23 protein-coding genes are annotated in these 24845 nt (G+C 60.8%); 13 read left to right on the top strand and 10 right to left on the bottom strand.

The window, feature by feature from the left end:
• Position 1 precedes the first annotated feature (1 nt).
• The 3 genes from recN (at position 2) to ligA (ending at position 4566) form a co-directional block, all read left to right on the top strand.
• A complete protein-coding gene (recN, locus tag HFO99_RS05865; protein WP_222359871.1) occupies positions 2-1675 on the top strand; it encodes a DNA repair protein RecN in 1674 nt (557 codons plus the stop codon).
• 94 nt (positions 1676-1769) lie between these two features.
• Complete coding sequence (locus HFO99_RS05860; RefSeq protein WP_222359869.1) at positions 1770-2240, top strand: DUF6886 family protein; 471 nt, start codon at positions 1770-1772, stop codon at positions 2238-2240.
• Positions 2241-2409: 169 nt separating this feature from the next.
• Positions 2410-4566 carry an NAD-dependent DNA ligase LigA gene (gene ligA / locus HFO99_RS05855; RefSeq protein ID WP_222359867.1) on the top strand — a complete coding sequence of 719 codons (2157 nt, stop codon included), beginning with the start codon at positions 2410-2412 and terminating at the stop codon, positions 4564-4566.
• A gap of 31 nt (positions 4567-4597) precedes the next feature.
• Here ligA and HFO99_RS05850 read toward each other — a convergent pair whose 3' ends face one another.
• On the bottom strand, positions 4598-5134 hold the full coding sequence (locus tag HFO99_RS05850; RefSeq protein ID WP_222359865.1) for a GNAT family N-acetyltransferase: 537 nt from the start codon (positions 5132-5134) through the stop codon (positions 4598-4600).
• A gap of 279 nt (positions 5135-5413) precedes the next feature.
• Between HFO99_RS05850 and HFO99_RS05845 the strand changes: the two genes are divergently transcribed.
• Together HFO99_RS05845 and HFO99_RS05840 are read left to right on the top strand one after the other, a co-directional pair.
• On the top strand, positions 5414-6004 hold the full coding sequence (locus HFO99_RS05845; protein ID WP_222359863.1) for a 3'-5' exonuclease: 591 nt from the start codon (positions 5414-5416) through the stop codon (positions 6002-6004).
• A gap of 76 nt (positions 6005-6080) precedes the next feature.
• Positions 6081-6575, top strand: a complete 495-nt coding sequence (locus tag HFO99_RS05840) for a CreA family protein (RefSeq protein WP_222247175.1) — start codon at positions 6081-6083, stop codon at positions 6573-6575.
• On the opposite strand, the gene HFO99_RS05835 is transcribed toward HFO99_RS05840, so the two are convergent.
• Positions 6576-7727, bottom strand: coding sequence for an epoxide hydrolase family protein (locus tag HFO99_RS05835; RefSeq protein ID WP_222359861.1), 1152 nt, complete (start codon positions 7725-7727; stop codon positions 6576-6578).
• A 176-nt stretch (positions 7728-7903) separates the two neighbouring features.
• On the bottom strand, positions 7904-8371 hold the full coding sequence (locus HFO99_RS05830) for a chemotaxis protein CheW (protein WP_017965084.1): 468 nt from the start codon (positions 8369-8371) through the stop codon (positions 7904-7906).
• A gap of 326 nt (positions 8372-8697) precedes the next feature.
• Between HFO99_RS05830 and HFO99_RS05825 the strand changes: the two genes are divergently transcribed.
• Together HFO99_RS05825 and HFO99_RS05820 are read left to right on the top strand one after the other, a co-directional pair.
• Entirely contained in the window at positions 8698-9300 is a 603-nt protein-coding gene (locus tag HFO99_RS05825; protein ID WP_064246046.1) for an SCO family protein, read from the top strand.
• Between the two features lie 68 nt (positions 9301-9368).
• The gene (locus tag HFO99_RS05820; RefSeq protein ID WP_222359859.1) at positions 9369-10247 is read left to right on the top strand and encodes a 50S ribosomal protein L11 methyltransferase; all 879 of its coding nucleotides are present in this window, start codon (positions 9369-9371) and stop codon (positions 10245-10247) included.
• Between the two features lie 403 nt (positions 10248-10650).
• Here the strand turns inward: HFO99_RS05820 and HFO99_RS05815 are convergent, their stop codons facing one another.
• Positions 10651-10824, bottom strand: coding sequence for a hypothetical protein (locus tag HFO99_RS05815; protein WP_222359857.1), 174 nt, complete (start codon positions 10822-10824; stop codon positions 10651-10653).
• Positions 10825-11102: 278 nt separating this feature from the next.
• Between HFO99_RS05815 and HFO99_RS05810 the strand changes: the two genes are divergently transcribed.
• Positions 11103-12938: an aminopeptidase P family protein gene (locus HFO99_RS05810; protein ID WP_222359855.1), complete on the top strand. Its 1836-nt coding sequence runs from the start codon at positions 11103-11105 to the stop codon at positions 12936-12938.
• A 69-nt stretch (positions 12939-13007) separates the two neighbouring features.
• Here the strand turns inward: HFO99_RS05810 and HFO99_RS05805 are convergent, their stop codons facing one another.
• Both HFO99_RS05805 and HFO99_RS05800 read right to left on the bottom strand, forming a co-directional pair.
• On the bottom strand, positions 13008-13316 hold the full coding sequence (locus tag HFO99_RS05805) for an AzlD family protein (RefSeq protein WP_222359853.1): 309 nt from the start codon (positions 13314-13316) through the stop codon (positions 13008-13010).
• 3 nt (positions 13317-13319) lie between these two features.
• On the bottom strand, positions 13320-14051 hold the full coding sequence (locus HFO99_RS05800; protein WP_222359851.1) for an AzlC family ABC transporter permease: 732 nt from the start codon (positions 14049-14051) through the stop codon (positions 13320-13322).
• A 133-nt stretch (positions 14052-14184) separates the two neighbouring features.
• On the opposite strand from HFO99_RS05800, the gene HFO99_RS05795 reads away from it, so the two are divergent.
• Positions 14185-14430: a DUF2164 domain-containing protein gene (locus tag HFO99_RS05795; RefSeq protein WP_222359849.1), complete on the top strand. Its 246-nt coding sequence runs from the start codon at positions 14185-14187 to the stop codon at positions 14428-14430.
• 89 nt (positions 14431-14519) lie between these two features.
• Complete coding sequence (locus tag HFO99_RS05790) at positions 14520-16112, top strand: hypothetical protein (protein WP_222359847.1); 1593 nt, start codon at positions 14520-14522, stop codon at positions 16110-16112.
• Positions 16113-16303: 191 nt separating this feature from the next.
• Here the strand turns inward: HFO99_RS05790 and HFO99_RS05785 are convergent, their stop codons facing one another.
• The 3 genes from HFO99_RS05785 to HFO99_RS05775 form a co-directional block, all read right to left on the bottom strand.
• A complete protein-coding gene (locus tag HFO99_RS05785) occupies positions 16304-16969 on the bottom strand; it encodes a dihydrofolate reductase family protein (RefSeq protein WP_222359845.1) in 666 nt (221 codons plus the stop codon).
• A gap of 97 nt (positions 16970-17066) precedes the next feature.
• The gene (pncA, locus tag HFO99_RS05780; RefSeq protein ID WP_222331533.1) at positions 17067-17693 is read right to left on the bottom strand and encodes a bifunctional nicotinamidase/pyrazinamidase; all 627 of its coding nucleotides are present in this window, start codon (positions 17691-17693) and stop codon (positions 17067-17069) included.
• A 332-nt stretch (positions 17694-18025) separates the two neighbouring features.
• Complete coding sequence (locus HFO99_RS05775) at positions 18026-18505, bottom strand: EF-hand domain-containing protein (protein ID WP_222331534.1); 480 nt, start codon at positions 18503-18505, stop codon at positions 18026-18028.
• A 390-nt stretch (positions 18506-18895) separates the two neighbouring features.
• On the opposite strand from HFO99_RS05775, the gene HFO99_RS05770 reads away from it, so the two are divergent.
• Positions 18896-19243 carry a hypothetical protein gene (locus HFO99_RS05770; RefSeq protein WP_018483837.1) on the top strand — a complete coding sequence of 116 codons (348 nt, stop codon included), beginning with the start codon at positions 18896-18898 and terminating at the stop codon, positions 19241-19243.
• Positions 19244-19270: 27 nt separating this feature from the next.
• Here the strand turns inward: HFO99_RS05770 and HFO99_RS05765 are convergent, their stop codons facing one another.
• A complete protein-coding gene (locus tag HFO99_RS05765; protein ID WP_222359843.1) occupies positions 19271-21751 on the bottom strand; it encodes an ATP-dependent helicase in 2481 nt (826 codons plus the stop codon).
• Between the two features lie 245 nt (positions 21752-21996).
• Between HFO99_RS05765 and HFO99_RS05760 the strand changes: the two genes are divergently transcribed.
• Complete coding sequence (locus tag HFO99_RS05760) at positions 21997-22473, top strand: VOC family protein (protein WP_222331536.1); 477 nt, start codon at positions 21997-21999, stop codon at positions 22471-22473.
• Between the two features lie 419 nt (positions 22474-22892).
• Positions 22893-24836: a PrkA family serine protein kinase gene (locus HFO99_RS05755; protein WP_222331537.1), complete on the top strand. Its 1944-nt coding sequence runs from the start codon at positions 22893-22895 to the stop codon at positions 24834-24836.
• Positions 24837-24845: the final 9 nt, after the last annotated feature.

Here is a 24845-nt window from a genome sequence, read left to right as displayed (position 1 = left end):
AATGCTGATCCAGCTTTCGATCCGCGATATCGTCCTGATCGAGCGGCTGGATCTTGCCTTCGAGACCGGCCTCTCCGTGCTGACGGGCGAGACCGGGGCGGGCAAATCCATCCTGCTCGACAGCCTGTCGCTGGCGCTCGGTGGGCGCGGCGACGGCGATCTGGTGCGCCACGGCGAGGAGAAAGGCCAGGTGACGGCGGTGTTCGACGTCGGCATGGAACACGGCGCCCGCACGCTCCTGCGTGAAAACGGCATCGACGACGAGGGTGACTTGATCTTCCGCCGCCAGCAATCGGCGGATGGGCGCACCAAGGCCTATGTCAACGACCAGCCGGTCAGCGTGCAGCTGATGCGCCAGGCCGGCCAGATGCTGGTCGAAATCCACGGCCAGCACGACGATCGCGCCTTGGTCGACACCAACGCTCACCGCACTCTCCTCGATGCCTTCGCCGGCCTCACCGACGAGGTTTCCGAGGTCTCCCGGCTCTATCGCCTGTGGCGCGACAGCGAGCGGACGCTGAAGAAGCACCGCGAGAAGGTGGAAAGTGCGGCGCGCGAAGCGGACTATCTGCGCTCTTCCGTCGCGGAACTCGAGAAGCTTTCGCCGCAGGATGGCGAGGAGGAAGAGCTCGCCGATCGCCGGCAGAAAATGATGAAGGCCGAGCGAATCGCCGGCGATATCGCCGAGGCGTCCGAATTCCTGAACGGCAATGCCTCGCCGGTGCCCCATATCGCCTCGCTGGTGCGCCGGCTGGAGCGCAAGAGCCATGAGGCGCCGGGACTGCTCGAAGATACCGTGACGCTGCTCGATGCCGCGCTCGACCAGCTTTCCAACGCGCAGATGGAAGTCGAGGCGGCGCTGCGCAAGACCGAATACGATCCGAGAGAGCTGGAGCGGGTGGAGGAGCGGCTTTTCGCGCTCAGGGCCGCCTCGCGCAAATATTCCGTGCCCGTCACCGAGCTGCCGGCGCTTGCCGTGCGCATGATCGCCGATCTTGCCGATCTCGATGCGGGTGAGGAGAGGCTTGCCCGGCTCGAAGCCAAGGTCGGCCTGGCGCGGGAAAATTACGATGCGGCGGCGCGTTCGCTCTCCGACAAGCGCCATCACGCCGGCACCGCACTGGCTGGGGTTGTCATGGCCGAGTTGCCGGCGCTGAAGCTCGAACGGGCCCGTTTCATGGTCGAGATCGCCACGGATGCGGAGGAGACGCTCGCCGAAGGCATCGACGTCGTCGAGTTCCATGTTCAGACCAATCCGGGCACGCGGCCGGGCTCGATCATGAAGGTCGCCTCGGGCGGCGAACTGTCGCGTTTCCTGCTGGCGCTGAAAGTGGCGCTCGCCGATCGCGGATCGGCCCCAACGCTGGTCTTCGACGAAATCGATACCGGCGTCGGCGGTGCGGTGGCCGATGCGATCGGCCAGCGGCTGAAGCGGCTGTCGGAGCGGGTACAGGTACTGTCGGTCACCCATGCGCCGCAAGTCGCGGCGCGGGCGGCGACGCATCTGTTGATTTCCAAGGGACCATCGGCCGACGGTTCGGAAAAGATCGCCACGCGCGTCGCGACGATGGCACAGAAGGACCGCACCGAGGAGATCGCCCGTATGCTGGCCGGGGCTTCGGTGACCGAAGAGGCCAGGGCGGCGGCGAAGCGGCTGCTGGCCGGCAACGGCTGATTTCCGATGCTGTTTCCGCTTCGGCAGGTGGGATGACAATAATCCCGCGGCGCGATATGCGCTGAAGCTTCCCGATCGGCGGCGAGCCCAAGCCATGCAACTTTTCCATTTCAGCGGCGATTCCGGTATCACGGTGTTCGAGCCACGCTCGGTTCGCGTCCCGTCTGCCCGCGCGCCCGGCCGGGAATGGCTGAACGGTCCGCTCGTCTGGGCAATCGATGATGATCATGACTTCATGTATCTCTTTCCACGTGACTGCCCCCGCATCCTGATATGGGCGAAACCCGAGACGCTGGAGACGGAGCGGCCGCACTGGCTCGGCGACTGGCGCGCCGTCGCCTGTGTCGAGCGCCGTTGGCTGGAAAGGCTCGAAGCGGAGACGATCCATCGTTACGAGATGCCGGCCGAAGGCTTCGAGGCTCTGGATGATGCGGGCATGTGGGTGGCGCGCAGACGCGTCATTCCGATGGAGAGGACCGCCATCTCGCGGCTCGACCAGGAGTTTGGGCCGCGCAGGGTGGAGCTTCGGGTGGTCGATAGTCTGCGGCCGTTGAAGAACCTCTAGAACACCAGCCTGCATGTCAGTGGCATCCGGCTGCGCAACGCCAGGGATTGGGAATAGGCCGGGGAGAGCGATCTTGCCTATGCAGGATATCCAGCCGCTCTTTTCATCCGGCAATTTTGCTCTAAAAACAATCCAGATTTTCTGGCCAGATTCTCTGGAGTGATGTTCCATGCCCACCGAAGGTTCCACCGTCGACACGTTGACGATCGAAGAGGCTGCCGCCGAGCTCGAACGGCTGGCAAAGGAGATCGCGTATCACGATGCTCTCTACCACGGCAAGGACCGGCCGGAGATTTCGGATGCCGATTACGACGAGCTGAAGCGCCGCAACGATGCGTTGGAAATGCGGTTTCCCGAGCTGATTCGCGAGGACAGCCCGTCGCGGCATGTCGGCGCAGCACCCTCCGTCACCTTCGCGCCTGTTGTTCATGCGCGGCCGATGCTGTCGCTCGACAACACCTTCTCGCAGGAGGACGTGCAGGATTTCGTCGCCGGCGTCTATCGCTTCCTCGGCCGGCTGCCGGATCAGTCGATCGCCTTTACCGCCGAGCCGAAGATCGACGGCCTGTCGATGTCGATCCGTTACGAGAACGGCAGGCTGGTGACGGCCGCCACGCGCGGCGACGGCACGACGGGCGAGAACGTCACTGCCAACATCCGGACCATCGCCGAGATCCCCAACGAGCTGCCGAAGGGCGTTCCCGCCGTCGTCGAGATCCGCGGTGAGGTCTATATGGCCAAGAGCGACTTCCTGGCGCTGAACCGGCAGATGGAGGCGGAGGGCAAGCAGACCTATGTCAATCCGCGCAACACCGCGGCCGGGTCGCTGCGCCAGCTCGACGCCAAGGTGACGGCAAGTCGCAAGCTGAAATTCTTCGCTTATGCCTGGGGCGAGATGTCGGAGATGCCCGCCGATACACAGTTCGGTATGGTGCAGACCTTCAAAGAGTGGGGTTTTCCGGTCAATCCGCTGATGAAACGGTTGAACGCGGTCGCCGACATCCTGGCGCATTATGACGAGATCGGGCTCAAGCGCCCGGATCTCGACTATGATATCGATGGCGTCGTCTATAAAGTCGACAGTCTCGAACTGCAGGCCCGTCTCGGCTTCCGCTCGCGTTCGCCGCGCTGGGCGACGGCGCACAAGTTTCCTGCCGAGCAGGCTTTCACGATCGTCGAGAATATCGACATTCAAGTCGGCCGCACCGGCGCCCTGACACCCGTCGCGCGATTGACGCCGATCACCGTCGGCGGCGTGGTCGTCACCAATGCGACGCTGCACAACGCGGATTACATCAGGGGCATCGGCAATAGCGGCGAGCGGATCCGCGACGACGAGCACGATATCCGCATCGGCGATACCGTCATCGTCCAGCGCGCAGGTGATGTGATCCCGCAGGTGCTCGACGTCGTCATGGAGAAGCGGCCGGCCGAGGCCAGCCCCTATGAATTTCCGAAGACCTGCCCGGTCTGCGGTTCGCATGCCGTGCGTGAAAGACATGAGAAGACCGGCAAGCTCGATTCGGTCACCCGCTGCACCGGCGGCTTCATCTGCAGGGCGCAGGCGACGGAGCATCTGAAGCATTTCGTTTCGCGAAACGCTTTTGATATCGAGGGCCTCGGTTCGAAGCAGATCGACTTCTTCTTCGAAAATGAAGACGCGTCGCTGCAGATCCGCACCGCGCCCGATATCTTCACGCTGGAGAAGCGGCAGCAGCAATCGATGACCAAGCTGGAGAATATCGACGGCTTCGGCAAGGTCAGCGTCGGCAAGCTCTACGCGGCGATCAACGAACGGCGCAGCATTGCGCTCCACCGCTTCATCTACGCGCTCGGCATTCGTCATGTCGGCGAGACCACGGCGAAGCTCTTGGCGCGCTCCTACGGCACCTATGCGGCCTTTGAAACCGCAATGCGCGAGGCGGAGGCGCTTTCCGGCGACGCATGGAACGATCTCAACGCCATCGAGGGCATCGGCGAGGTCGTGGCGCGGGCTATCGTCGAATTCTACAAGGAGCCGCGCAATGTCGAGGTGATCACCCGGCTTATCGAGGAGGTGACGCCCGAGGAGGCCGAACAACCGAAGACGGCAGGCAGCCCGGTTGCCGGCAAGACTGTGGTTTTCACCGGCTCGCTGGAAAAGTTTACCCGCGACGAGGCAAAGGCGAGGGCGGAAAGTCTCGGCGCCAAGGTGGCGGGATCGGTCTCGAAGAAGACCGACATCGTCGTTGCCGGTCCCGGCGCCGGCTCCAAGCTGGACAAGGCGCGCGAACTCGGCGTGCAGACGATGGACGAGGACGAATGGCTGGCGCTGATCAGCGGGTGAGGGTTGGCGGCATGCCGCCAACCCCTCTTGCTCAAAGCTTGAGCCGCGCCATCGTATAGGCGTCGACATACTCCCCTGATCGAAAGCCGAAGGCCTTCAGCAGGCCTTCCTGCTCGAAGCCGAATTTCCGGTAGAGGCCGATGGCGACATCGTTGTCGGTATAGACGGTCAGTTCCAGCCGTTTGATATCGAGCCAGTCGTCGGCAGCGTCGACCATCGCGCTGAGCAGGATCCGTCCGAAGCCGCGGCCGGTGAAACCGTCATGCACGCCCATGCCGATGCTGGCGACGTGCTGCCTACGGCCGGAGAGGCGGTTGAGGCCGCCGTTGCCGACGATCTTGCCATCCGGGGTGACGACGAGATTGAGCGCGCCCGGTGACGGATTTTCCATGTGCTTGCGAACTTCCTCGACCCGCTGGTAGGGCGGCCGCAAAGTGCCGGCCCGGTAGCCCGGCAGATTTATGAGATCGGTGATCTCCTCCGCATCGGGCAGGCGGACGGCGCGCACGAGGACGCCATCTGGCAGGGGCGCTCGGCCGCGAGGTTCATTCTCTTCGTTTTCGGACATTCATGCTCTCCATCGGTGTCGGGAGGAGAGCCGGTTTCCGAAACCCTGCTCGCCTCGGCAGGGTTTTTCGGATGATCGGATCGCTGCTAACGCGCCATCGCTCCCGCGTACCCTTCAAGGGTCGTGGTGTGATGAATAAGCGCTGCCATGGTCACGGAACCGATCATGGTTGCAAGTTTCGGTATGTGGTTAAAAAGTCAATCTTGCGTCATGTCGAATTTGCACGGTCGGAAGCGGGGCGGTATTCCTGTGCTCGAAGAAACGATTCGGATTGCTGCATTGAAGACCATCGCAATTGACTTCGAGACGGCAAACGAACAGCGCGGCAGCGCCTGTTCCGTCGGCCTTGCCTGGATCGAGGAGGGCAGGGTGACGCGCGTCGAGGAACGGCTGATCCGGCCGCGGGAGATGCGTTTTTCCGGGATGAACATCGCAATCCACCGCATCCGGCCGGAACATGTCGAAGATGCGCCTGAGTTTCCCGAGGTGATGGACGAGTTCCACGAGGATATCAGCGGCGCGACGATGATCGCGCACAATGCCGCCTTCGATTTCAGCGTCTGGCGGGCGAGCCTCGATCTCTACCGGCAATCCTATCCGGAGCTTACCTATCTCTGCAGCCTGAAGATGGCGCAGCGGATCTGGCCGCATTTCCTCTCGCACCGGCTCAACCTGATTGCCGATCATCTCGGCCTGCGTTTCGTGCACCACAACGCCGCGGAGGATGCCGCCGTCTGCGCGGCGGCGGCGATCGAGATGGCGAAAGCGGTCAAGGCCAATGCCGTTCACGCGATACCGGCACTGATCGGCATGAGACCCGGCCGGCTGACCGCGCGGGCCTACGAGCCTTGCACCTGCCGGAAAGGCTGATCCCTTCCGCGAGCCCCATTTCTTGCAAAGCATGGGTGCATGCTTATGTAGAATGCGGATTATTCAGGGAGCCGCCATGTCCAGACTGCGCAATCTTCTCCTCGCCGCCTTGTCTTTCTTCGCCCTTTCGGCAGCTGCTGCCTCGGCCGAAGTCGTCGGCAAGGTCGGGGTCGACTGGATCGGCAACGACATCATCGTCGAGGCGGTCTCCGACCCCGAGGTCAAGGGCGTTACCTGCCACGTCACCTATTTCGACCGTAGCCTGATCGACCGGTTCAAGAACGGTAACTGGTTCGAGGATCCGTCCAACAATTCCATTGCCTGCCGGCAGACCGGGCCGATCGAGATCGGCAATATCGACCTGTCCAAGGATGGCAGCGAGGTGTTCCGCCAGGGCATGTCGCTGATCTGGAAGACGCTGGTCGTCAACCGCATCTATGACAAGACGAACGACACGCTGATCTATCTCGCCCATTCGCGCGAACTGACCGACGGTTCGGCGAAGATGTCGATCTCGACTATTCCGCTCTATGGGCAGAACGTGGTCTGGAAGAATGGGAAGCCGCAGTGATCAGCGCGTCCTGAATGGGCGGAAATAAGCGCGGATATCTTCGGCCAGAAGCTCGGGCCGCTCCATGGCTGCAAAATGGCCTCCCTTCGGCATTTCGGTCCATCGCCTGACGTCATAGACGCGTTCGACCCAAGAGCGTGGCGGCAGGGGCAATTCCCTTGCGAAATGCGCCAGGCCGAGCGGCGGCAGGACGCGTTCGTTCGCCTTGAAATGCATCGGCCGCTTTCGGCTTTCCTTGTAGAGCCTAAGCGACGAATCCAGGGTGCCGCTGAACCAATAGATCGAAATCTCGATCAAGAGGGCGTCGAGAGAGAACGTCGTCCTGATATCGCCGTCGCTCCACGCCTGAAATTTTTCGCTGATCCAGGCAGCGAGGCCAATGGGCGAATCCGTCAGCGCATAGGCAAGCGTCTGCGGCTTCGTTCCTTGCATGTGGGCGTAAGCGCCTTCGCTATCGGCCCATTGCGCGGCGTGATCGAGAAAGGCCTGTTCCTCCGTCGAAATCGGTGCCTGTCCCGCGCCCAGCGGCGGCCGGTAGCTCCCCGGAATATAGTTCAGGTGCAGCGCTGTCGTATTCTGTGGAAACCGGTAGGCGAGCCAGCTCGAAACAGCCGCGCCGATATCGCCGCCTTGCAGGCAGAAGGTCTCGTATCCCAAACCCTGCATCAGTTTCAGCCACAGTCCCGATATTTCATAGGGGCCGATCCCGGCTGAGCCTGGCGCCTGCGAGAAGCCGTAGCCCGGAAGGGACGGCACGACGACATCGAATGCATCGGCAGGGTCGGCGCCATGTGCTGCAGGATCCGCCAGCATTGGGATAATCCCCTCCATTTCGAAGAAGGAGCCCGGCCAGCCATGCGTGAGGATGAGCGGCAGTGGCGAGGGCCCGTTTCCTCTCTGGTGGACGAAATGAATCGACAGGTCATCGATCTCGGCAATGAACTGCGGAAGCATGTTGAGGCGCGCCTCCTGCGCGCGCCAGTCGAAATGGTCTTTCCAATAGGCGAGGAGCTCCTTGAGAAAAGCGAGACTTGTTCCGTCTTCCCAGCTGTCGGCGTCGAGTGCTGTTGGCCATCGCGTCGAGCGCAGGCGCCGCTGCAGGTCGTCGACCCGTTCGTCGTCGATGTTTATCTTGTAGGTGCTGACACGCATGGAAGGCTCCTGTCCGGGCACTTTATCGAAGGGGGAGGTAGTCTCCGTCCGAGCAATTGGAAGGTGACGGCGTGTCGGTCTGCTTGCGGCACCTTGCGCTGCCGGTCCGTTAAATACAAAAAAACCGCCCGCAGCGATCGGCTGCAGGCGGCCTTCCGATCGAGGATCGGTTGTTCTTATGCGGCCTGTGTCAGCTCGTCGGCAATGACCGTGTCGAGGTTCAAGAAGCAGACCATGGTCTTTTCCAGCGCGACGATGCCGCGGCAGAAGGCGCGCTGGGCTTCCGGGATGATTTCCGGCGGCGGCTGGAGGTCTTCACTCTTGATGGTCATCATGTCGGAAACCTGCTCGACCAGCAGGCCGACCAGCTTGCCGGCGATGTCGGTGACGATGATCGCCGAGCGCTCGGAGGGCTCGGTCATCTTCATGCCGAGGCGGCAGGCCATGTCGATGACAGGGATCACCGCACCGCGCAGATTGATGAGGCCCAGCACGTAGGGCGGGGTGTGCGGCATCGGCGTCACCGGCGCCCAGCCGCGAATTTCGCGGATAGCCATGATGTCGATACAGAATTCCTGATCGCCCAGGTGGAACGAAACGATTTCGAGGTAAGCGCCCGACTGCTTGATGGCGTTGTTGTTCATGGTCAGAATTCTTCCCAGTTGTCCCCGGCGGGAGAGGCGATGCAGAACCGCCGTTAAATATAGATGTGACGGCTTAAGTCTTTCCTAACGATATGTATTTTCCGATTACCCGTCGCGCCAAAGGCAAGCTATTCACAAACATGCCATTTTTGATCCGCGCAGATTCCTGAGGTCGGACTTCGTTGCTGTTGCAGTTGCTATCGGTGAGACAATTAATCGCCGGTCAGAAAACATATTGTTGAATTGCGCCCGTCCGGTCGAGGCTATAATCACGCGGGGCAAAAGGGGCGGGCCGCGCGTCTCCGCCCGGATCGAGGATCATGCCAATGAAGACATTCCGCATCGCCGTCTGGGTCGGTGTCCTGATACTTGCCGGGTTTCTTGGTGCGTACACGCTCAACCTGACGAAGTCGAGGGACATGGTGGCAGAACCGCCCTTCGGCGTGCCCTTCACTTTGGTCTCCCAAACCGGGCAGCCGATCACCGAGCAGGCGTTGCGCGGCAAGCCGACGGCGCTGTTCTTCGGCTTTACCCATTGCCCGGAGGTCTGCCCGACGACGCTTTTCGAACTGAACGGCTGGATGGAGAAGGTCGATCCGAAGGGCGACAAGCTACAGGCCTATTTCGTGACCGTCGATCCGGAGCGCGACACGCCTGAGATCATGAACGAATACGTCTCCAATGTTTCCAAGCGCATCATCGGCATTTCAGGCGCGCCTGACAAGATCGCCGAGGTCGTCAAGGGTTTTCGCGTCTACGCCAAGAAAGTGCCGGTCGACGAGAAGGATCCGAACGGCGACTACACGATGGATCACACCGCCTCGGTCTTCCTGCTTGATTCGGCCGGGCGCTTTTCCGGAACGATCGCCTATGGCGAAAACCCGGACACGGCGGTAAAGAAGCTGGAGAATCTCGCCAGCAAGGGGTGACAGCTTCAGCGTGATGGGGCGTTGGCTCGACCGGCGGCGGGCAACGGAAACGGGAAAGACCGCCTATCGTGAGTGAAATCCGCCTTTACGTGACGACGACCGAAAGCAAGGCCGAAGAGATCCTCGACCTTCTGAGTGCAGTCTTCGGTGAAGAAGACTTTGCCATCGGCACCACCGAGATCGATGAGAAGAAGGATATCTGGGAAGCCTCGATCTACATGATGGCCGAGGACGAGACTGAGGTGCAATCCCGCGTCGAGGACGCATTGAAGGCCACTTTCCCCAATGCCCGGCTGGAGCGGGAAGTCATCCCCGAGATCGACTGGGTGGTGAAATCGCTGGAGGGCCTGAAGCCTGTCCGGGCAGGGCGCTTCCTGGTGCATGGCTCGCATGACCGCGACAAGATCCGCCCCGGCGACATCGCCATCGAGATCGATGCCGGCCAGGCCTTCGGCACCGGCCATCACGGCACGACGGCGGGCTGCCTCGAGGTGATCGATGCCGTGGTGCGTTCGCGCCCGGTCCGCAACGCGCTCGATCTCGGCACCGGCAGCGGCGTGCTGGCGATTGCGGTGCGCAAGCTCAGGAACATACCGGTGCTGGCGACCGACATCGATCCGATCGCGACCAAGGTGGCGGCCGAGAACGTGCGCCGCAACGGCATCGCCTCGGGCATCGTCACCAGGACAGCGCCGGGCTTTCATTCGACGGCCTTTTCCGAGCATGGTCCCTTCGATCTCATCATCGCCAATATTCTCGCCCGGCCGCTGATCCGCATGGCGCCGAAGCTTGCGACGCATCTTGCGCCTGGCGGATCGGTCATTCTCTCCGGCATCCTTGCCGGGCAACGCTGGAAGGTGATTGCCGCCTATAGTGGCGCGCGGCTTCGCCACGTCAAAACCATCTGGCGCAACGGCTGGGTGACCATCCACCTCGACCGGCCTTGATGAGGGCGAGAGTTGGGGAGGCGAATGCGGTGCCCTCTTCTCCCCAGCGGGGAGAAGTGCCGGAGCGATAGCGAGGCGATGAGGGGGTGAGCGGCGAAGCCGCGAATGCGCTGAGCGCAGCGAAGGGCAATGAATGGCGTGCCGTGTGGCCCCCTCATCCGACCCTTCGGGCCACCTTCTCCCCGAGGGGAGAAGAGGGAGCAAGCTGCAACCGGATCATTCCACAGGATAGCGTACCTCCCAAGCCTTGTTGAAGATAAGAAAAAGGCGGTACCGATGGCACCGCCTTCGACCGGTGTATCCGGTCAAATGCCCGCGAGCTCAAGGGGAGGAGCGCTCAAGCGGGCTCTACTGCATTCCAATAGGCCGGTCCGGGAGGGAGGAGACGGACTGGCTTTCAGGCTTAGAACGCGTAGCTGGGGGCGCCCTTGTGGCGCGTGGCCCGCTGGCCGGCGCCGAGCAGCTTGAGGCTGTCCTCGTTCTGCGGGCGGCGGGCGCCGATCACGTGACGCACGGTCTGGCGTTCGCCAGCCTGCATCGGGCTGCTATATGCGAAGCGCGAGAGAGAGGCGGTCATTTCAAGAATTCCTTTGTTATAGGTTCATCGCGAACCGTTCGATGACGCCTATATAGCTATTCTGAAATGCGGAGGCAGAGGGTTTCGCTCATGGGAGCCATGCGGCCAATGCATAAAGCGTGCCAAATTAACTTTTGGCGTCACAGTTCTGTCAAAATGTTGAGCGGCCACAGAGCTTTCGACTCGTTTGGTCGCTTTTTCTCCCCATCAGTTGAAATTTCGCTAACATGGCCGGCATCCCATTAACCGGATTCGTTTCAATCATTCGGGTTTCCAGCATGTTCCAGTCTTTCGAAGTTACTTCCACGCCGCAATTCGGCAGGGATCGCGTATCGGCGCTGCGCGCCGGTTTCGATTCGCTTGGCATCGACGCCTTTCTTGTGCCGCGCGCCGACGAGTTCAACGGCGAATATGTTCCCGCATGTTCGGAGCGCTTGGCATGGCTGACGGGCTTTACCGGCTCGGCAGGCATTGCGCTCATCCTGCGTACGCAGGCGATCGTCTTCGTCGACGGGCGCTATGTGACGCAGCTTGCCGAACAGGTCGACGGTTCGGTTTTTTCGGGCGGCGATCTCGTCAACGAACCGCCGCATCTCTGGCTTGTCGCAAACGGCGGCAAGGGCCTGCGGCTCGGCATCGACCCCTGGCTGCATGCGGGTGCAGAGGTGCGCCGTCTGGAAAAGGCGCTTTCGCAGATTGGCGGCACGCTGGTCTTCCTGCAGTACAATCCGCTCGACAGGCTTTGGAGCGACCGGCCAGCCGAGCCGCTCGGCGCGGTCAGCATCCAGAACGTCGCGCAGGCCGGCATGCTGGCGAGCGACAAGATCGCGACGATCGCCGCCGATCTCTCGAAGAAGAACCTTGCAGCGGTGCTGATCGCCGATCCCTCTTCGGTCGCCTGGACCTTCAATATCCGCGGCGCCGACGTGCCGCACACCCCGCATCCGCTGGCACGCGCCATCATCCATGCCGACGGCCGGGCCGAGCTCTTCCTGGACAAGCGCAAGACCGGCATCGAGCCGGAGGCCTATCTCGGGCAGATCTGCACGCAGCTGCCGCCCTCGGCGCTGGAGGAGAGGCTTGCCGCCGTTTCGAGAGACGGCGGCCGGGTGCTGATCGACCCTGATATCGCCGCCTATGCGCTGGCGGAGATCATCCGTAAGGCGGGCGGCGAAGTGGTGGAGGGCGCCGATCCCGCCAAGCTGCCGCGCGCGGTGAAGAACGACGTCGAGATCAACGGCTCGGCCGCCGCGCATCTGCAGGACGGGGCGGCGATGGTGGAATTCCTCTATTGGCTGTCGCAGAGGAAGCCCGGCACGGTGAGCGAGATCGCTGCTGCCGAGCATCTCGAAGCGGTGCGTGCCCGCGTCGGCCAGAGCATGCAGAACCCTCTGAAGGACATTTCCTTCGACACGATTTCGGGCGCCGGCGAACATGCGGCGATCATGCATTACCGCGTGACAACCGAGACCAACCGGTTGATCGAACCCGGCGAACTCTTCCTGATCGATTCTGGCGCGCAATATATCAACGGCACGACCGACATCACCCGCACCGTCGGCATAGGTACGGTATCGGAAGAGCATCGGCGCTTCTTCACGCTGGTGCTGAAGGGGATGATAGAGATCAGCACGGCACGTTTCCCGAAAGGCACGCGCGGCTGCGACCTCGATCCGCTGGCGCGCATCGCGCTGTGGCGGGCCGGCGCCGATTTCGCTCACGGCACAGGCCACGGCGTCGGCTCCTATCTCTCGGTGCATGAGGGGCCGCAGCGCATCTCCAGGCTTTCGACGCAGGAACTGCTGCCCGGCATGATCCTTTCGAACGAGCCGGGCTATTATCGGCCCGGCAGCTTCGGCATCCGCATCGAGAACCTGATCTATGTGCGCGGGGCCGAAGAGATCGAGGGCGGTGATGCGCCGATGCTCGGATTCGAGACGCTGACTTTCTGCCCGATCGACCGCAACCTCGTCATTCCTGAGCTTCTGACCCATGACGAGTTGCACTGGTTCAACGACTATCATCGCCGCACCTGCGAGGCGCTGATGCCACTCATCCACGATCACGATGTCAGGGCGTGGCTCGAAAACGCGACGCTGCGGTTGGAATATTGAGAAAACGGCATTAGAGGGTCGGCGACGCTGTAATGCCTTGAATTTCTGCGCCGGCTTTCGGGCCGGTGCTCAGGCGCCGATCGTGTGGCGCCAGGTCATCACGACGATCCAGGCGGCGACCAGCATCCATGTATGGGTGAAGCGCAAGGCAATGAAGAGGGCGGCGATCAGCGCCAGCTTCGATTCCCAGCCGCCGATGAAGAAGGCGGGTGCGACGAGTGTCGTCAGCACGGCCGCCGGCACTGCATTCAGCGCCGCCTCCATGCGCGGGGGGATGCTCTTCATTCGGGTGATGAGGATATAGCCGCCGATGCGGGTGGCGAAGGTGGCGACCGCTGCGGCGAGGATGACGAGCGCCATGTGAAGATCGAATTCCATGGCTCAGACCTCGTGCACTTCGGATTGAAGGGCGTCGGCTTCAAGATCAGGCTCTTCCGGCGGCAAAGGCAGCACGGCGGCGAGCACGATGCCGGCGGCAGCACCGAGGCTGACATGCCAGGGCGAGCCGACGCAACGGTAGGCGAACACGGACGCCACCGCGCTGACGAGCGCCACAGGCAGAAAATTATCTCGCTTGCGGAAGCCGAGGACGATGCCGAGAAAATAAGCCGGCAGCAGGATGTCGAGGCCGATGGCCTTCGGATCGCCGATGAAGCCGCCAAGCATGCCGCCGGCGACGCTGATCAGCACCCAGGGAATGTAGATGATGATGGCAAAGCCGAAATACCAGGCGAAGGTGAGTTGCCGGCCGGCCTCGGCGCGCTTGACTGCTTCGGCGAATTGCGGATCGACGAGGAGGAAGAAGGTAAAGAATTTCTGCACCGGCGTGAAATGGCCGATGTAGCGCGCCAGCGCCGCCGAATAGAGCACGTGGCGGAAATTCACGGCGAGGATCGACAGTACGATCAGCCAGGCTTGAACATTGTGACCAAAGAGTTCGATGCCGACCATCTGGCTGGCGCCGGCATAGACGGTGGCGCTCATGAAGGCGGCTTCGGAAAGCGACATGCCATTTTCGACCGCCAGCGCTCCGAAGAGAGCGCCAAAGGGCGCCGATGCCAGCGCAACGGCGGAGCCGCCCCGCAAACCTTCAACAAAGTCGGCGCGATTCATGCGATCTTGTCCGGTTGGAATTCAAGTTTTCCCTTATGGTCTACGGCTTGCGACGGCAATTGAATTTCCTTGATTGACCGATCGATTTTGCTGAACCATCAAGGTCCTGATCACATTCGGCAAAGAGGCAACCATGAAAAAGATCGAATTTTCCAAGGAAGAAAAGGCTGAGATGGTTTCGCGCATCCGCGCTTATTTCGACCGGGAACTCGATCCCATCGGTGCATTGCCGGCCGAATTCCTGCTTGACTTCTTCGCCGAGGAGATCGGGCCGTATTTCTACAATCGAGGGCTGAGAGATGCCCAGGCCGCCTTATCGACGAGAATGGAACACCTGGCCGAGGATATTCATCTTCTTGAGAGGGAGCAAAAATTCTAGCGCCTTAAAATCAAATCGGCCTTTACTTAACGCCAATTTATTTCTGCGCCGATATGGTCGTGACGCTTTCGTTCACCGGGTTGCGTGTTATGGCCGTGATTGTCTCTGCTATCGATGAACCTCGATCCGCCAAGCTCGGCAAGGCGTTGATCTTTATGGTCTGGCTTGCGCTGGCGTCTGCGCTTTGCTGGTCCGAAACGCTCTGGCGTGACGAGGTTCGTGCACTGTCACTCGCCCTTCAAGGGGACAATTTCATCGATATGCTTCGCCGGATGCACGGTGAGGGTCATCCTGCTGTCTGGTATATTCTGCTGCGCGCCGCCTATGCCGTGGTCGGCTCGCCTGTCGTCCTGAAGATCGTCGCACTGACGATTGCCGCGACCGCGGCCTATCTTCTTGTTTTCAGGCTGAAACTGCCGCTTTCCATCATGCTGCTGGCGCTGTTCAGCAGCTTTTCGATTTTCGATTATGCCGCGATGTCGCGAAATTACGGCATCAGCATGCTGGTGATTTTCCTTATCGTCCTGAGTTGGGAGAAAGGAGCACGCAACGGGATATTGCTCGGCCTGTTGTTTGCCTTGCTGGCAAATACCAACGTCCATTCGGTCGTCCTCGTCGGCGGCTTCCTCGCCTATTGGTTTTTCGATTTAATTCTGGCCCGGCCAAAGCTGCCTCTGACGGCATATCGGGCCTTTGTGACAGCCGCTGCCATTGCCGCGGTTGGAGTTGTTCTATGTTTCGTAACAGTCTATCCGACCTTCAACGATACGGGGCAGAACGATCTCAGCGGCGAGAATTTCGCTTTGCTTGTCCTTCGCGCTCTTGCCCTGACCAGTTCGCATTTTATGGCGTTCTATCCCAACAGCGTCCTTGAACTGGTCGTGGCGTATCCGTTGGCCGCCCAGATTTTCGCAGCGTTGATGCCCGTGCTCATCTACGGCAGCCTGTTGGCGCTGGCGAACCAATGGCCGGCGATGATCGCAGCGGGACTGGTTCTCTTGGGGCTTTCGCTGCTTTTTACGCTTGTCTATCCCGGCGGGTACAGACATCAGGCGCTCTGGCTGGTTTTCATAATCGCGATCACCGCCTTGACCATAGAGCCTCAGCGCGACGGGGCGGGCGTTGCCGGCATCGAGGTTGCTGGCGGCATCGTAAAGTTCGGGCGCCTGTGTTTCCTGATATTGCTGGCGCTACAGGTCATGTCCGGCATCGAAAAGGTCCATCAGGCCTTCATAGCCGAAATACCCCTGAGCCGAAGCAAGGATCTCGGTGCGTTCATTCAATCGCGCCCCGATCTCAAGGATGCGGTCATTATGGCGGATCCCGACTATCTGGTGGAAGCCTTGCCCTATTACGTCCCCAACCGCACCTATCTTCTGCGGGAGGAGCGGTTCGGCGCCATCGTACGATATACCCGGAATGCGCGGCTTTCCCTCAGCCTTGCCGATATTCTGCAAACGGCACACCGATTGCGGCAGAGTGAGCATGTCCCTGTTGTCATCCTTCTTTCACAGCGGCTTGATCAGATGACTGCGCCCGTTTCCCTGCGTGAAAGCTACGTTTGGCGGTTGTCTCTGACGCCGGAAGACGTTTCTGCTTTCCAGAGCGCGACGAGCCTCGTCAAGCGCTTCGGCACGGTTGCCGGAAGCGATGAGACGTTCGACGTCTACGTACTGAAATAAGCTACCAGCCGGCAGCTTGTTTACACACGTCCACGCATTTGATCATTGTGACATGCGTCCGCATTTCGTCGATTGCGGCAGCGACACCTTCGGGAGTGGCGCCGCGATTGGAGCGCGACCAGACGAACAAGGGCCCGAGCCTATGGACGGGACGCGACAGTGCCCGCGGCCCCGCAATCGCAAAGGCACATTCAGCCTTCGCGCTTCATTCGCTCGCGGCGTTCGATCTCGGCCTCCGAGGGCTGCGCCAACTCGAATGTGCCTGTCTTGATTGCGCCGGCGCGCTCGTAGACGCTCATGATGACGCCCGTGGTCGATATCGTGTTGGCGGTGAGCTTCAGCGCCTGCGGCTTGGCGCCTTGACCGAACAGGCGTTTGCCCTGGCCGAGGACGAGCGGAAAAGTCAGGAGCCGGAATTCGTCGATCAGATCATGCGCCAATAGGGTCTGCAACAGGCCGCTGCTGCCCTGTGTCAGGAGGACGGAACCGTCCTGTTGCTTCAACCGGGCGATTTCGGCGGCGGCGTCGCCACGCAGGGCGACGGAATTTGCCCAGGTGAGCGGTTCCGTGGAAGTGGTCGCGACATATTTGGTCACGGCGTTGAAGACCTTGCCGATTGGGTCGTCTTTCCCTACGAAGGGCCAGTGCGCGGCGAAGATTTCGTAGGTCTTGCGGCCAAGCAGCAGTTCGAAGGGATCGGTAAAGATCCCGCCCATGAACTGGCCCATCGGCTCGTCCCAATAATTGACGGTCCAGCCGCCCTGCGTGAAGCCGCCGGTCGGATCCTCCCGCGGCCCGCCCGGCGCCTGCATGACACCGTCCAAACTGACGAAGGCTGCAGCAACTAGCTTTCTCATCTCTCAACTCCCATTGTTGGTGTGTTCAGAGCCGAGGACGGATTGACTTGCACCGATCCGACATTCGACGCGTTTTTTTGGGGGTATCCGAGCTGAACTAGCCGGCCAAGGCCTTGACGCTGTCGATGATCGCGATGCCATGCGCCCGCATCTCTTCGATGGCGGCGGCGACGCCTTCGGGCGTGATGCCGCGGCTTGCGTCCTCGATGAAGCGCACGTGGATACCAGGCATCATCTCCAGCGCGTCGAGCGCGGAGAACTTGACGCAATAGTCGGTCGCCAGCCCGCAGACGTCGAGGTCGGTGACGCCCTGATCCTCGAGGAAATCGGAAAGGCCGGTCGAGGCATCGCGGTCATTGTCGCGGAAGGCCGAATAGCTGTCGATATCAGGATCCTCGCCCTTCTGCTGGATCAGGTCGATCTCTTCGGATTTGAGTTCGGGATGCAGTTCGGCATCAAGCGTACCCTGAATGCAGTGGTCAGGCCACATCATCTGCGGCTTGCCCGACAGTTCGCCCATCTCGAAGGCGGCGGCACCCGGATGGGCGGAGGCAAAGCTGCCATGGCCCGGCGGATGCCAGTCCTGCGAGGCGACGATCAGGTCGTATTTGCCGCTGTCGATCAGTCTGTTTGCGATGGGAACCACCTCGTCGCCGTCAGGCACCGGCAGATTGCCGCCTGGACAGAAGCCGTTTTGAATGTCGACGAGCAGCAGCGCTTTCATCAAGGCCCAATCCCTTCGCTTTTTGCAGTGTAGGACGCTAAGCACACCGAATGGATCAACTAGTGGATTTCCAGGCGCGAACGCGCAAGTGTTAATTCTGGCGCTAGCGGTAGTAAGTCGTCAACGCAGAATGCTCTAATGCAATCATTGCGATAGCCGGCGGCGGTTCTCGTGGTGAAATGGAACGGAGCGGCAAGGCACGTGCATGATTTCCGGATCGCAGACACGGCCGACGACGGTGGCAAGTGCCGGCAAATCGATCTGCCTGCGTAGACACTTTTGTGCGGCATCGATGGATCGAGGCTCCCCGGCAGAGCCCAGATCTCGGCCAGCTAGACCGCCGCCACGTCTTCGGTTGCGGAGTCACCTGCTGCGGCGGAAGCGCCGTAGGTATTGCGGTAGGCCTGAAGGGCTGTCTGCATGTCGCTCAGCACTTTGGTGAGGAGCGGATCGCTGTCGCCTGAAGTCTTGATGCTGTTCGGTTCGGCGGCAAGAAATTCGGACGTGGTCAACTTGCCGTCGCCATTCGTGTCCATCGCGGCGAAGACGCCCTTGGAATCGTCGTCGCTCTGATCGTCGCTGCCGTCGGTCTTCTGCATGGACAGCATCAGCGACAGAATGTCGGCGGTGATCTTCTTGACGATATCGGTGCTGCTGTCGTCGCTGTCGGTCGATGTCGTGGCCGATGTCGGGGACTGCGAGGCGGCGGCCAATTCATCCGCCGATATGACGCCGTCACCATTCTTGTCCAGGCTGGAAAGCGGAGACTGATATTGAGTTAAGCTGCTGCCGAGAGATGAAACACTGGTCACTTGAACCTCCTTCGAAAAGTTCGTCGTGAAGCCCGCCTTTCATGGGTGGGCAGCCTCTGGGCTAAGCTGATTTGCGCAAGGCGTCAAAGCGACGTTTTGACAGGGCAGAAGTGCGATTGACGGCGCGGGGCGATGCACGTTAACCTTTCGGTTACCAAAGTTGTTTCATTGGAATTATTGGCTTTTTTTAGCGATTGCTTCGTCTGGGCGCGATTAAATCCGTGCCCGTGTTTGCCTGAAATTGCCGTAACGCAGCGTGCGGAGGAGCCATGGGCGGAGTGCCCGCGGGCTGCGACATTTCGTCTGCTTCCTGTGAGGGCGATGTCAGGCCGAGCTTGCTCCGGATCATGATTTCTGCCTTTCTTACCCTCAGCAGCGGGAAGCGAAGCCATGTCCGAGCCCGATCCAGACGAAAAGATCGATGCGACGTTTCGCAACGGGTCGCTGACAGCCGCCGGGATCATCCTCGGTTTCTCGCTCAATTTCATCAGTGTCTGGGTTTCCAACCCCAACGACTGGAGCCGCATCGATATCCCGCCGATGCTGTTTCTGACCATCGGTATCGCCATCCAGGTGAAGGTCTTTGCCGATCTGCTGGCGCGCGACTCGCTCTTTGCCGTCAAATATGACCGGTCTCGCCGGCTCTTCCTGATCGGATTGGGAATCGTCGCCACCGGAATCGGCATTGCGCTGATCAACGATATTCTTGGGCTCGGAAGGATGCGGATGCTCGGGTAAACGCTCTCGCGTCGTGCCGAGGTGAGATCACACGCGCTCGACGAACCCGTCCAAGACCCGCTTCTGTCCGGCCCGGTCGAACTCGATCGTCAGCTTGTTGCCTTCGATGCCGGTGACGTTGCCGTTGCCGAATTTCAGGTGGAACACGCGGTCGCCGAGGGTGAATCTCGACGGTTCCGACGAGGTCGATTTCGCCACCAGCTCGCCTTCGATCGTGCGTCCCTTCGGGCCGCTCTCGCCGTAGCCGATGCGTTCGACGGCGTGGCCGGAGCGGGTGCCCCAATTGTCGCGCGTGGCGTCGGTCTTGTTGGCCTGGGCGCGTTTCCAGCCGGGGGTGGAATAGGAATTGGCGAAGGGTTCGGCCTTGTCGAAGCGGGACTGGCCGTAGCCACCGCGGCCGTACCCGCCGTAGCTCTGTTCCATTTGAGCGACCTCGACATGGGTTTCCGGCAGTTCGTCGAGGAAGCGTGAGGGCAGGGTCGATTGCCAGAGGCCATGGATGCGGCGGTTGGAGACGAACCAGATGTGGCAGCGATGCTTGGCGCGGGTTATGCCGACATAGGCGAGGCGGCGTTCCTCCTCCAGGCCGGCGCGGCCGCTCTCGTCCAGCGAGCGCTGGTGCGGGAAGAGGCCTTCCTCCCAGCCGGGCAGGAAGACGGTGTCGAATTCCAGGCCCTTGGCCGAGTGCAGCGTCATGATCGAGACGGCGTCGAGGTTCTCGTTGGTCTCGGCATCCATCACCAGGGAGACGTGTTCGAGGAAGCCGCGCATCGACTCGAAGCTTTCCATCGAGCGTATCAGTTCCTTGAGGTTCTCAAGGCGGCCCGGCGCTTCGGCGTTCTTGTCGTTCTTCCACATGTCGGTATAGCCGGACTCTTCTAGGATCTGCTCGGCCAGTTCGGTATGCGGCGTGTTTTCAAGCAGTTCCTGCCATCGGCGGAAAGATTGAATCACGTCGAAGAGCGCCTTTCGCGCCTTCGGCTTCAGCTCGTCGGTCTCGATGATGTCGGCGGCTGCCGCAAGCATCGGGATATTGCGGGCACGCGCATAGTCGTGCAGCGCGCGCACCGTCGTATCGCCGAGGCCGCGCTTCGGGGTGTTGATGATGCGTTCGAAAGCGAGGTCGTCGGAGGCTTGCGCGACCAGGCGGAAATAGGCCATGGCATCGCGGATCTCGAGGCGCTCGTAGAAACGTGGGCCGCCAATGACGCGATAGTTGAGGCCGAGGGTGACGAAGCGGTCTTCGAATTCGCGCATCTGGAAGGAGGCGCGCACGAGGATCGCCATGTCGTTCAGCAGATGCTCGCCCCGCTGGAGCTGCTCGATCTCCTCGCCGATGGCGCGGGCTTCCTCCTCCGAATCCCACGAAGCGTGGACCTGCACCTTGACGTCGTCGGGATCGGAGCGGTCGGTGAACAGCGTCTTGCCGAGACGCCCCTCATTATGGGCGATCAGATGGGCGGCGGCCCCGAGGATATGTTCGGTCGAGCGGTAGTTGCGCTCGAGCTTGATGACCTTGGCGCCGGGGAAATCCTTTTCAAAGCGAAGGATATTGTCGACCTCCGCGCCGCGCCAGCCGTAGATCGACTGGTCATCGTCGCCGACGCAGCAGACGTTCTGCGGCTCGCCTTTGGATCGCTGGGCGAGAAGCCTGAGCCACATGTACTGGGCGGTGTTGGTGTCCTGGTACTCGTCGACGAGGATATAGCGGAAGCGGCCGTGATATTCCTTCAAGAGGTCCGGGTTCTTGCGGAAGATCGCGATCGGATGCATCAGCAGGTCGCCGAAATCGCAGGCGTTCAGCGTCGTCAGGCGCGCCTGATAGGCGAAATAGAGATCGCGGCCGCGGCCATTGGCAAAGGCGCGGGCGTCGCCCTCGGGGATATCGGCCGGGCCGAGACCCTTGTTCTTCCAGGTGTCGATCATGCCGGCGAATTGCTTGGCCGGCCAGCGCTTGTCGTCGAGACCCTCGGCCTGGATCAACTGCTTGATCAGGCGAACGACGTCGTCGGTATCGAGAATGGTAAAATCGGAGCGCAGGCCGACGAGCTCGCCGTGGCGGCGCAGAAGTTTGACGCCGATGGAGTGGAATGTGCCGAGCCAGGGCATGCCTTCGACGGCGCCGCCGACGAGCAGCGCGATGCGCTCCTTCATCTCGCGGGCCGCCTTGTTGGTGAAGGTGACGGCGAGGATCTGCGAGGGAAAGGCGCGGCCGGTATTGAGGATATGGGCAATGCGGGTGGTGAGCACCCGCGTCTTGCCGGTGCCGGCGCCGGCGAGCACGAGGACGGGGCCTTCCAGCGTTTCGACTGCTTCGGTCTGCTCGGGATTCAGCCCGGCGAGATAATCCGGCCGCTTGCCGCCGTCGCGGGCCGCCATGGCGCGGGCGGCGATGCCGCCACCGGCGGCGGGCGCCCTTTCGGCGGGTGCGGCAGGCGGCTGCGGCTTGCGCGCCACCTCGCCCGGCTCTTCGTCGAAGAAGGGCATATCGTCGAAACTATTGCTCATGGCGCGTAATGTAGTGATTCGGGAAGGAAAGACCAGAAAAGATGTTCTGCTTTCATTCCCGAACCGGCGCTATTCCAGGCGGTATGTTGTGAGCGGCAACGCCGCCGCCGAGCCCGGCTGCGGTCGAGATGCGGGCGGGCAGGGCTAAAATTCCGATCGCGGCGTGTCGGACCGGCGCCAGTAAGGCGTCCTTGGGGCATCGGACAGCAGTCCGGATCAACACCCGTCAACAAGGAGGCCGTTTCATGCCGAAGGTCGTTTCAAATCTCTGGTTCGCTGAGGAAGCGCGCGAAGCCGTCGAATTCTACGTGTCTGTCATCCCGGACTCCAGCATCGGCCGCACCACCATATTGCCGGCGGAAACGCCGAGCGGGCCTCCGGGCAGCGTCGAGCTGATCGAGTTCACGCTGGGCGACCAGTCCTTCCTGGCCATGAAGGCCGGCCCGCTCGATAGTTTCAACCATTCCTTCTCGATCGCGATTCTTCTGGAAAGCCAGGCCGAGATCGATCGGATATGGGATGCTTTCCTTGGCAATGGCGGCACGCCGGAGGCCTGCGGTTGGCTGAAGGACCGCTGGGGCCTTTCCTGGCAAATCGTGCCGCGCGTGCTGTCGGAGATGATCGCCGACAGCGACCGCGAGCGGGCTAGGCGCGTGACCGAAGTGATGCTCGGCATGGTCAAGATCGACGTCGCTGCGCTCGAGGATGCGTTCAACGGCTGAGAGGCCTGCGGAGACATGATCGCAATATCCGGCGCATGATGGTCATGCGCCTATTTCTCTAAGAATATCCCAAATTTTCGAATGTCATATGGCCCGTCGCACCGATCGAAGCCGGGTCGCCGCCTGCCAATCGCTGACTTTCGTGATCTCGAATCACGGGCGACATTGCACACCTTTTTCATCTTTCTGTCACGTCGTGAAATGTGCTGATACCGCGATGGCGGCTTTCTCAACTATACTGACCGACAGTTTCGTATAGTAATTAAAGAACCGGTGGATGCACAATTTTGTGCATTGCTTGAAACGGCCGGTGAGCGTGGAATAACCGACGAAACTATTGATTCTCAGGAACGTCATGGCCATCTCGATGGTTATAGGGACACCTGAAGCCTGTGGCATTAACCTTGAATGGAGGGCCCATGCTGAGCGAATCCGTATTTGATGCGTTCACCCGCAGTTATGATGCGCGTCGCGAGACCGATATGTCGATCTCGGAATATCTCGAGCTTTGCAAAAAGGAACCGCTTGCCTATGCCAATGCGACCGAGCGCCTGCTCGCCGCGATAGGCGAGCCGCAGATGGTCGACACCGCCAGGGATACCCGCCTCGGCCGGATCTTCATGAACCGGACCATCCGGATCTATCCGGCCTTTGCTGGCTTCCACGGCATGGAAGAGACAATCGAACGCATCGTTTCCTTTTTCCGGCACGCGGCGCAGGGGCTCGAGGAGCGCAAGCAGATCCTTTATCTGCTTGGCCCGGTCGGCGGCGGCAAGTCATCGCTGGCGGAGCGGCTGAAGCTGCTGATGGAGGTTCATCCGATCTACGTGCTGAAGGCGGGTGACGAGATCAGCCCCGTTTTCGAAAGTCCTCTCAACCTGTTCGACCCGGACACGATGGGATCGCTCCTGCAGGAGCAATACGGTATTCCCTTGCGACGCCTAAACGGACTGATGAGCCCGTGGTGCCTGAAACGGCTCGATGACTTTGGAGGCGATATTTCCCGCTTCCGCGTCGTCAGAGTACAGCCTTCGCGGTTGCGCCAGATCGCCATCGCCAAGACCGAGCCTGGAGACGAGAACAATCAAGATATCTCGTCGCTGGTCGGCAAGGTCGATATCCGCAAGCTGGAGACCTATTCCCAGAACGATCCCGATGCTTACAGCTATTCAGGCGGGCTCAACCGCGCCAATCAGGGCGTGCTCGAATTCGTCGAGATGTTCAAGGCGCCGATCAAGATGCTGCATCCGCTGCTGACGGCGACGCAGGAGGGTAACTATATCGGCTCCGAGAATATCGGCGCCATACCCTTCTCCGGCATTGTCCTTGCGCATTCGAACGAAGCGGAATGGCAGACCTTCAAGGCCAACAAGAACAACGAGGCCTTCATCGACCGTATCTGCGTGATCAAGGTGCCCTATTGCCTGCGCGTGATGGAAGAGCAGAAGATCTACGAGAAGCTGATCGAGGGATCGGAATTGGCCGATGCGCCATGCGCCCCCGCGACGCTCGAAATGCTGGCCCGCTTCTCCGTGCTTTCGCGTCTGCGCAAGCACGAGAATTCGACATACTTCTCGAAGATGCGCACCTATGACGGCGAGAGCCTGAAAGAAACGGATCCGCGCGCCCGCAGTGTCCAGGAATATCGGGATGCCGCTGGCATCGACGAGGGCATGGACGGCATATCGACCCGCTTCGCGTTCAAGGTGCTCGCCTCCACCTTTAATCACGACACCACGGATATCGGCGCCGATCCGGTTCATCTGATGTATGTGCTGGAGCAGTCGATCCGCCGCGAGCAGTTTTCCGACGATGTCGAGAAGCGCTATCTGGAGTTCATCAAGGCCGATCTTGCGCCGCGTTACGCAGAGTTCATTGGAAATGAAATCCAGAAGGCCTATCTTGAGTCCTATGCGGATTACGGACAGAATCTGTTCGACCGCTACGTTGATTATGCCGATGCCTGGATCGAAGATGTGGATTTCAAGGATCCCGATACCGGCCAGCTTCTCGACCGCGAGCTCCTCAACCAGGAACTGACGAAAATCGAAAAGCCGGCGGGAATTGCCAATCCGAAGGATTTCCGCAACGAAATCGTCAAGTTCTGCTTGAGATCACGGGCAGCCAACGGCGGAAAGAATCCGTCATGGACGAGCTACGAGAAGATCCGGGAAGTCATCGAGAAGCGAATGTTCTCGCAGGTCGAGGATCTTTTGCCAGTCATTTCCTTCGGTTCGAAGAAGGATTCGGAAACAGAAAAGAAACACAGCGAGTTTGTCTCGCGCATGGCTGCGCGGGGCTACACGGAGAGGCAGGTTCGGCGCCTCGTCGAATGGTACATGCGCGTCAAACAGGCAAGTTAATGTGGAGCC

Origin of the sequence: Rhizobium leguminosarum (genome assembly GCF_019798305.1) — a bacterium.
Lineage (GTDB): Bacteria > Pseudomonadota > Alphaproteobacteria > Rhizobiales > Rhizobiaceae > Rhizobium > Rhizobium leguminosarum_U.
Note: the sequence above shows the minus strand (reverse complement) of the source record. Positions and strands in the feature narration are given on the sequence as shown.

Coding starts and splice junctions, on each gene's coding strand:
- HFO99_RS05835 (WP_222359861.1), bottom strand. CDS start 7,727: ATGCGTGTCAGCACCTACAAGATAAACATCGACGACGAACGGGTCGAC.
- HFO99_RS05800 (WP_222359851.1), bottom strand. CDS start 14,051: ATGAATCGCGCCGACTTTGTTGAAGGTTTGCGGGGCGGCTCCGCCGTT.
- HFO99_RS05805 (WP_222359853.1), bottom strand. CDS start 13,316: ATGGAATTCGATCTTCACATGGCGCTCGTCATCCTCGCCGCAGCGGTC.
- HFO99_RS05785 (WP_222359845.1), bottom strand. CDS start 16,969: ATGAGAAAGCTAGTTGCTGCAGCCTTCGTCAGTTTGGACGGTGTCATG.
- HFO99_RS05795 (WP_222359849.1), top strand. CDS start 14,185: ATGAAAAAGATCGAATTTTCCAAGGAAGAAAAGGCTGAGATGGTTTCG.
- HFO99_RS05765 (WP_222359843.1), bottom strand. CDS start 21,751: ATGAGCAATAGTTTCGACGATATGCCCTTCTTCGACGAAGAGCCGGGC.
- HFO99_RS05825 (WP_064246046.1), top strand. CDS start 8,698: ATGAAGACATTCCGCATCGCCGTCTGGGTCGGTGTCCTGATACTTGCC.
- pncA (WP_222331533.1), bottom strand. CDS start 17,693: ATGAAAGCGCTGCTGCTCGTCGACATTCAAAACGGCTTCTGTCCAGGC.
- ligA (WP_222359867.1), top strand. CDS start 2,410: ATGCCCACCGAAGGTTCCACCGTCGACACGTTGACGATCGAAGAGGCT.
- HFO99_RS05790 (WP_222359847.1), top strand. CDS start 14,520: ATGGCCGTGATTGTCTCTGCTATCGATGAACCTCGATCCGCCAAGCTC.
- HFO99_RS05830 (WP_017965084.1), bottom strand. CDS start 8,371: ATGAACAACAACGCCATCAAGCAGTCGGGCGCTTACCTCGAAATCGTT.
- HFO99_RS05850 (WP_222359865.1), bottom strand. CDS start 5,134: ATGTCCGAAAACGAAGAGAATGAACCTCGCGGCCGAGCGCCCCTGCCA.
- HFO99_RS05755 (WP_222331537.1), top strand. CDS start 22,893: ATGCTGAGCGAATCCGTATTTGATGCGTTCACCCGCAGTTATGATGCG.
- HFO99_RS05810 (WP_222359855.1), top strand. CDS start 11,103: ATGTTCCAGTCTTTCGAAGTTACTTCCACGCCGCAATTCGGCAGGGAT.
- HFO99_RS05770 (WP_018483837.1), top strand. CDS start 18,896: ATGTCCGAGCCCGATCCAGACGAAAAGATCGATGCGACGTTTCGCAAC.
- HFO99_RS05760 (WP_222331536.1), top strand. CDS start 21,997: ATGCCGAAGGTCGTTTCAAATCTCTGGTTCGCTGAGGAAGCGCGCGAA.
- recN (WP_222359871.1), top strand. CDS start 2: ATGCTGATCCAGCTTTCGATCCGCGATATCGTCCTGATCGAGCGGCTG.
- HFO99_RS05860 (WP_222359869.1), top strand. CDS start 1,770: ATGCAACTTTTCCATTTCAGCGGCGATTCCGGTATCACGGTGTTCGAG.
- HFO99_RS05815 (WP_222359857.1), bottom strand. CDS start 10,824: ATGACCGCCTCTCTCTCGCGCTTCGCATATAGCAGCCCGATGCAGGCT.
- HFO99_RS05840 (WP_222247175.1), top strand. CDS start 6,081: ATGTCCAGACTGCGCAATCTTCTCCTCGCCGCCTTGTCTTTCTTCGCC.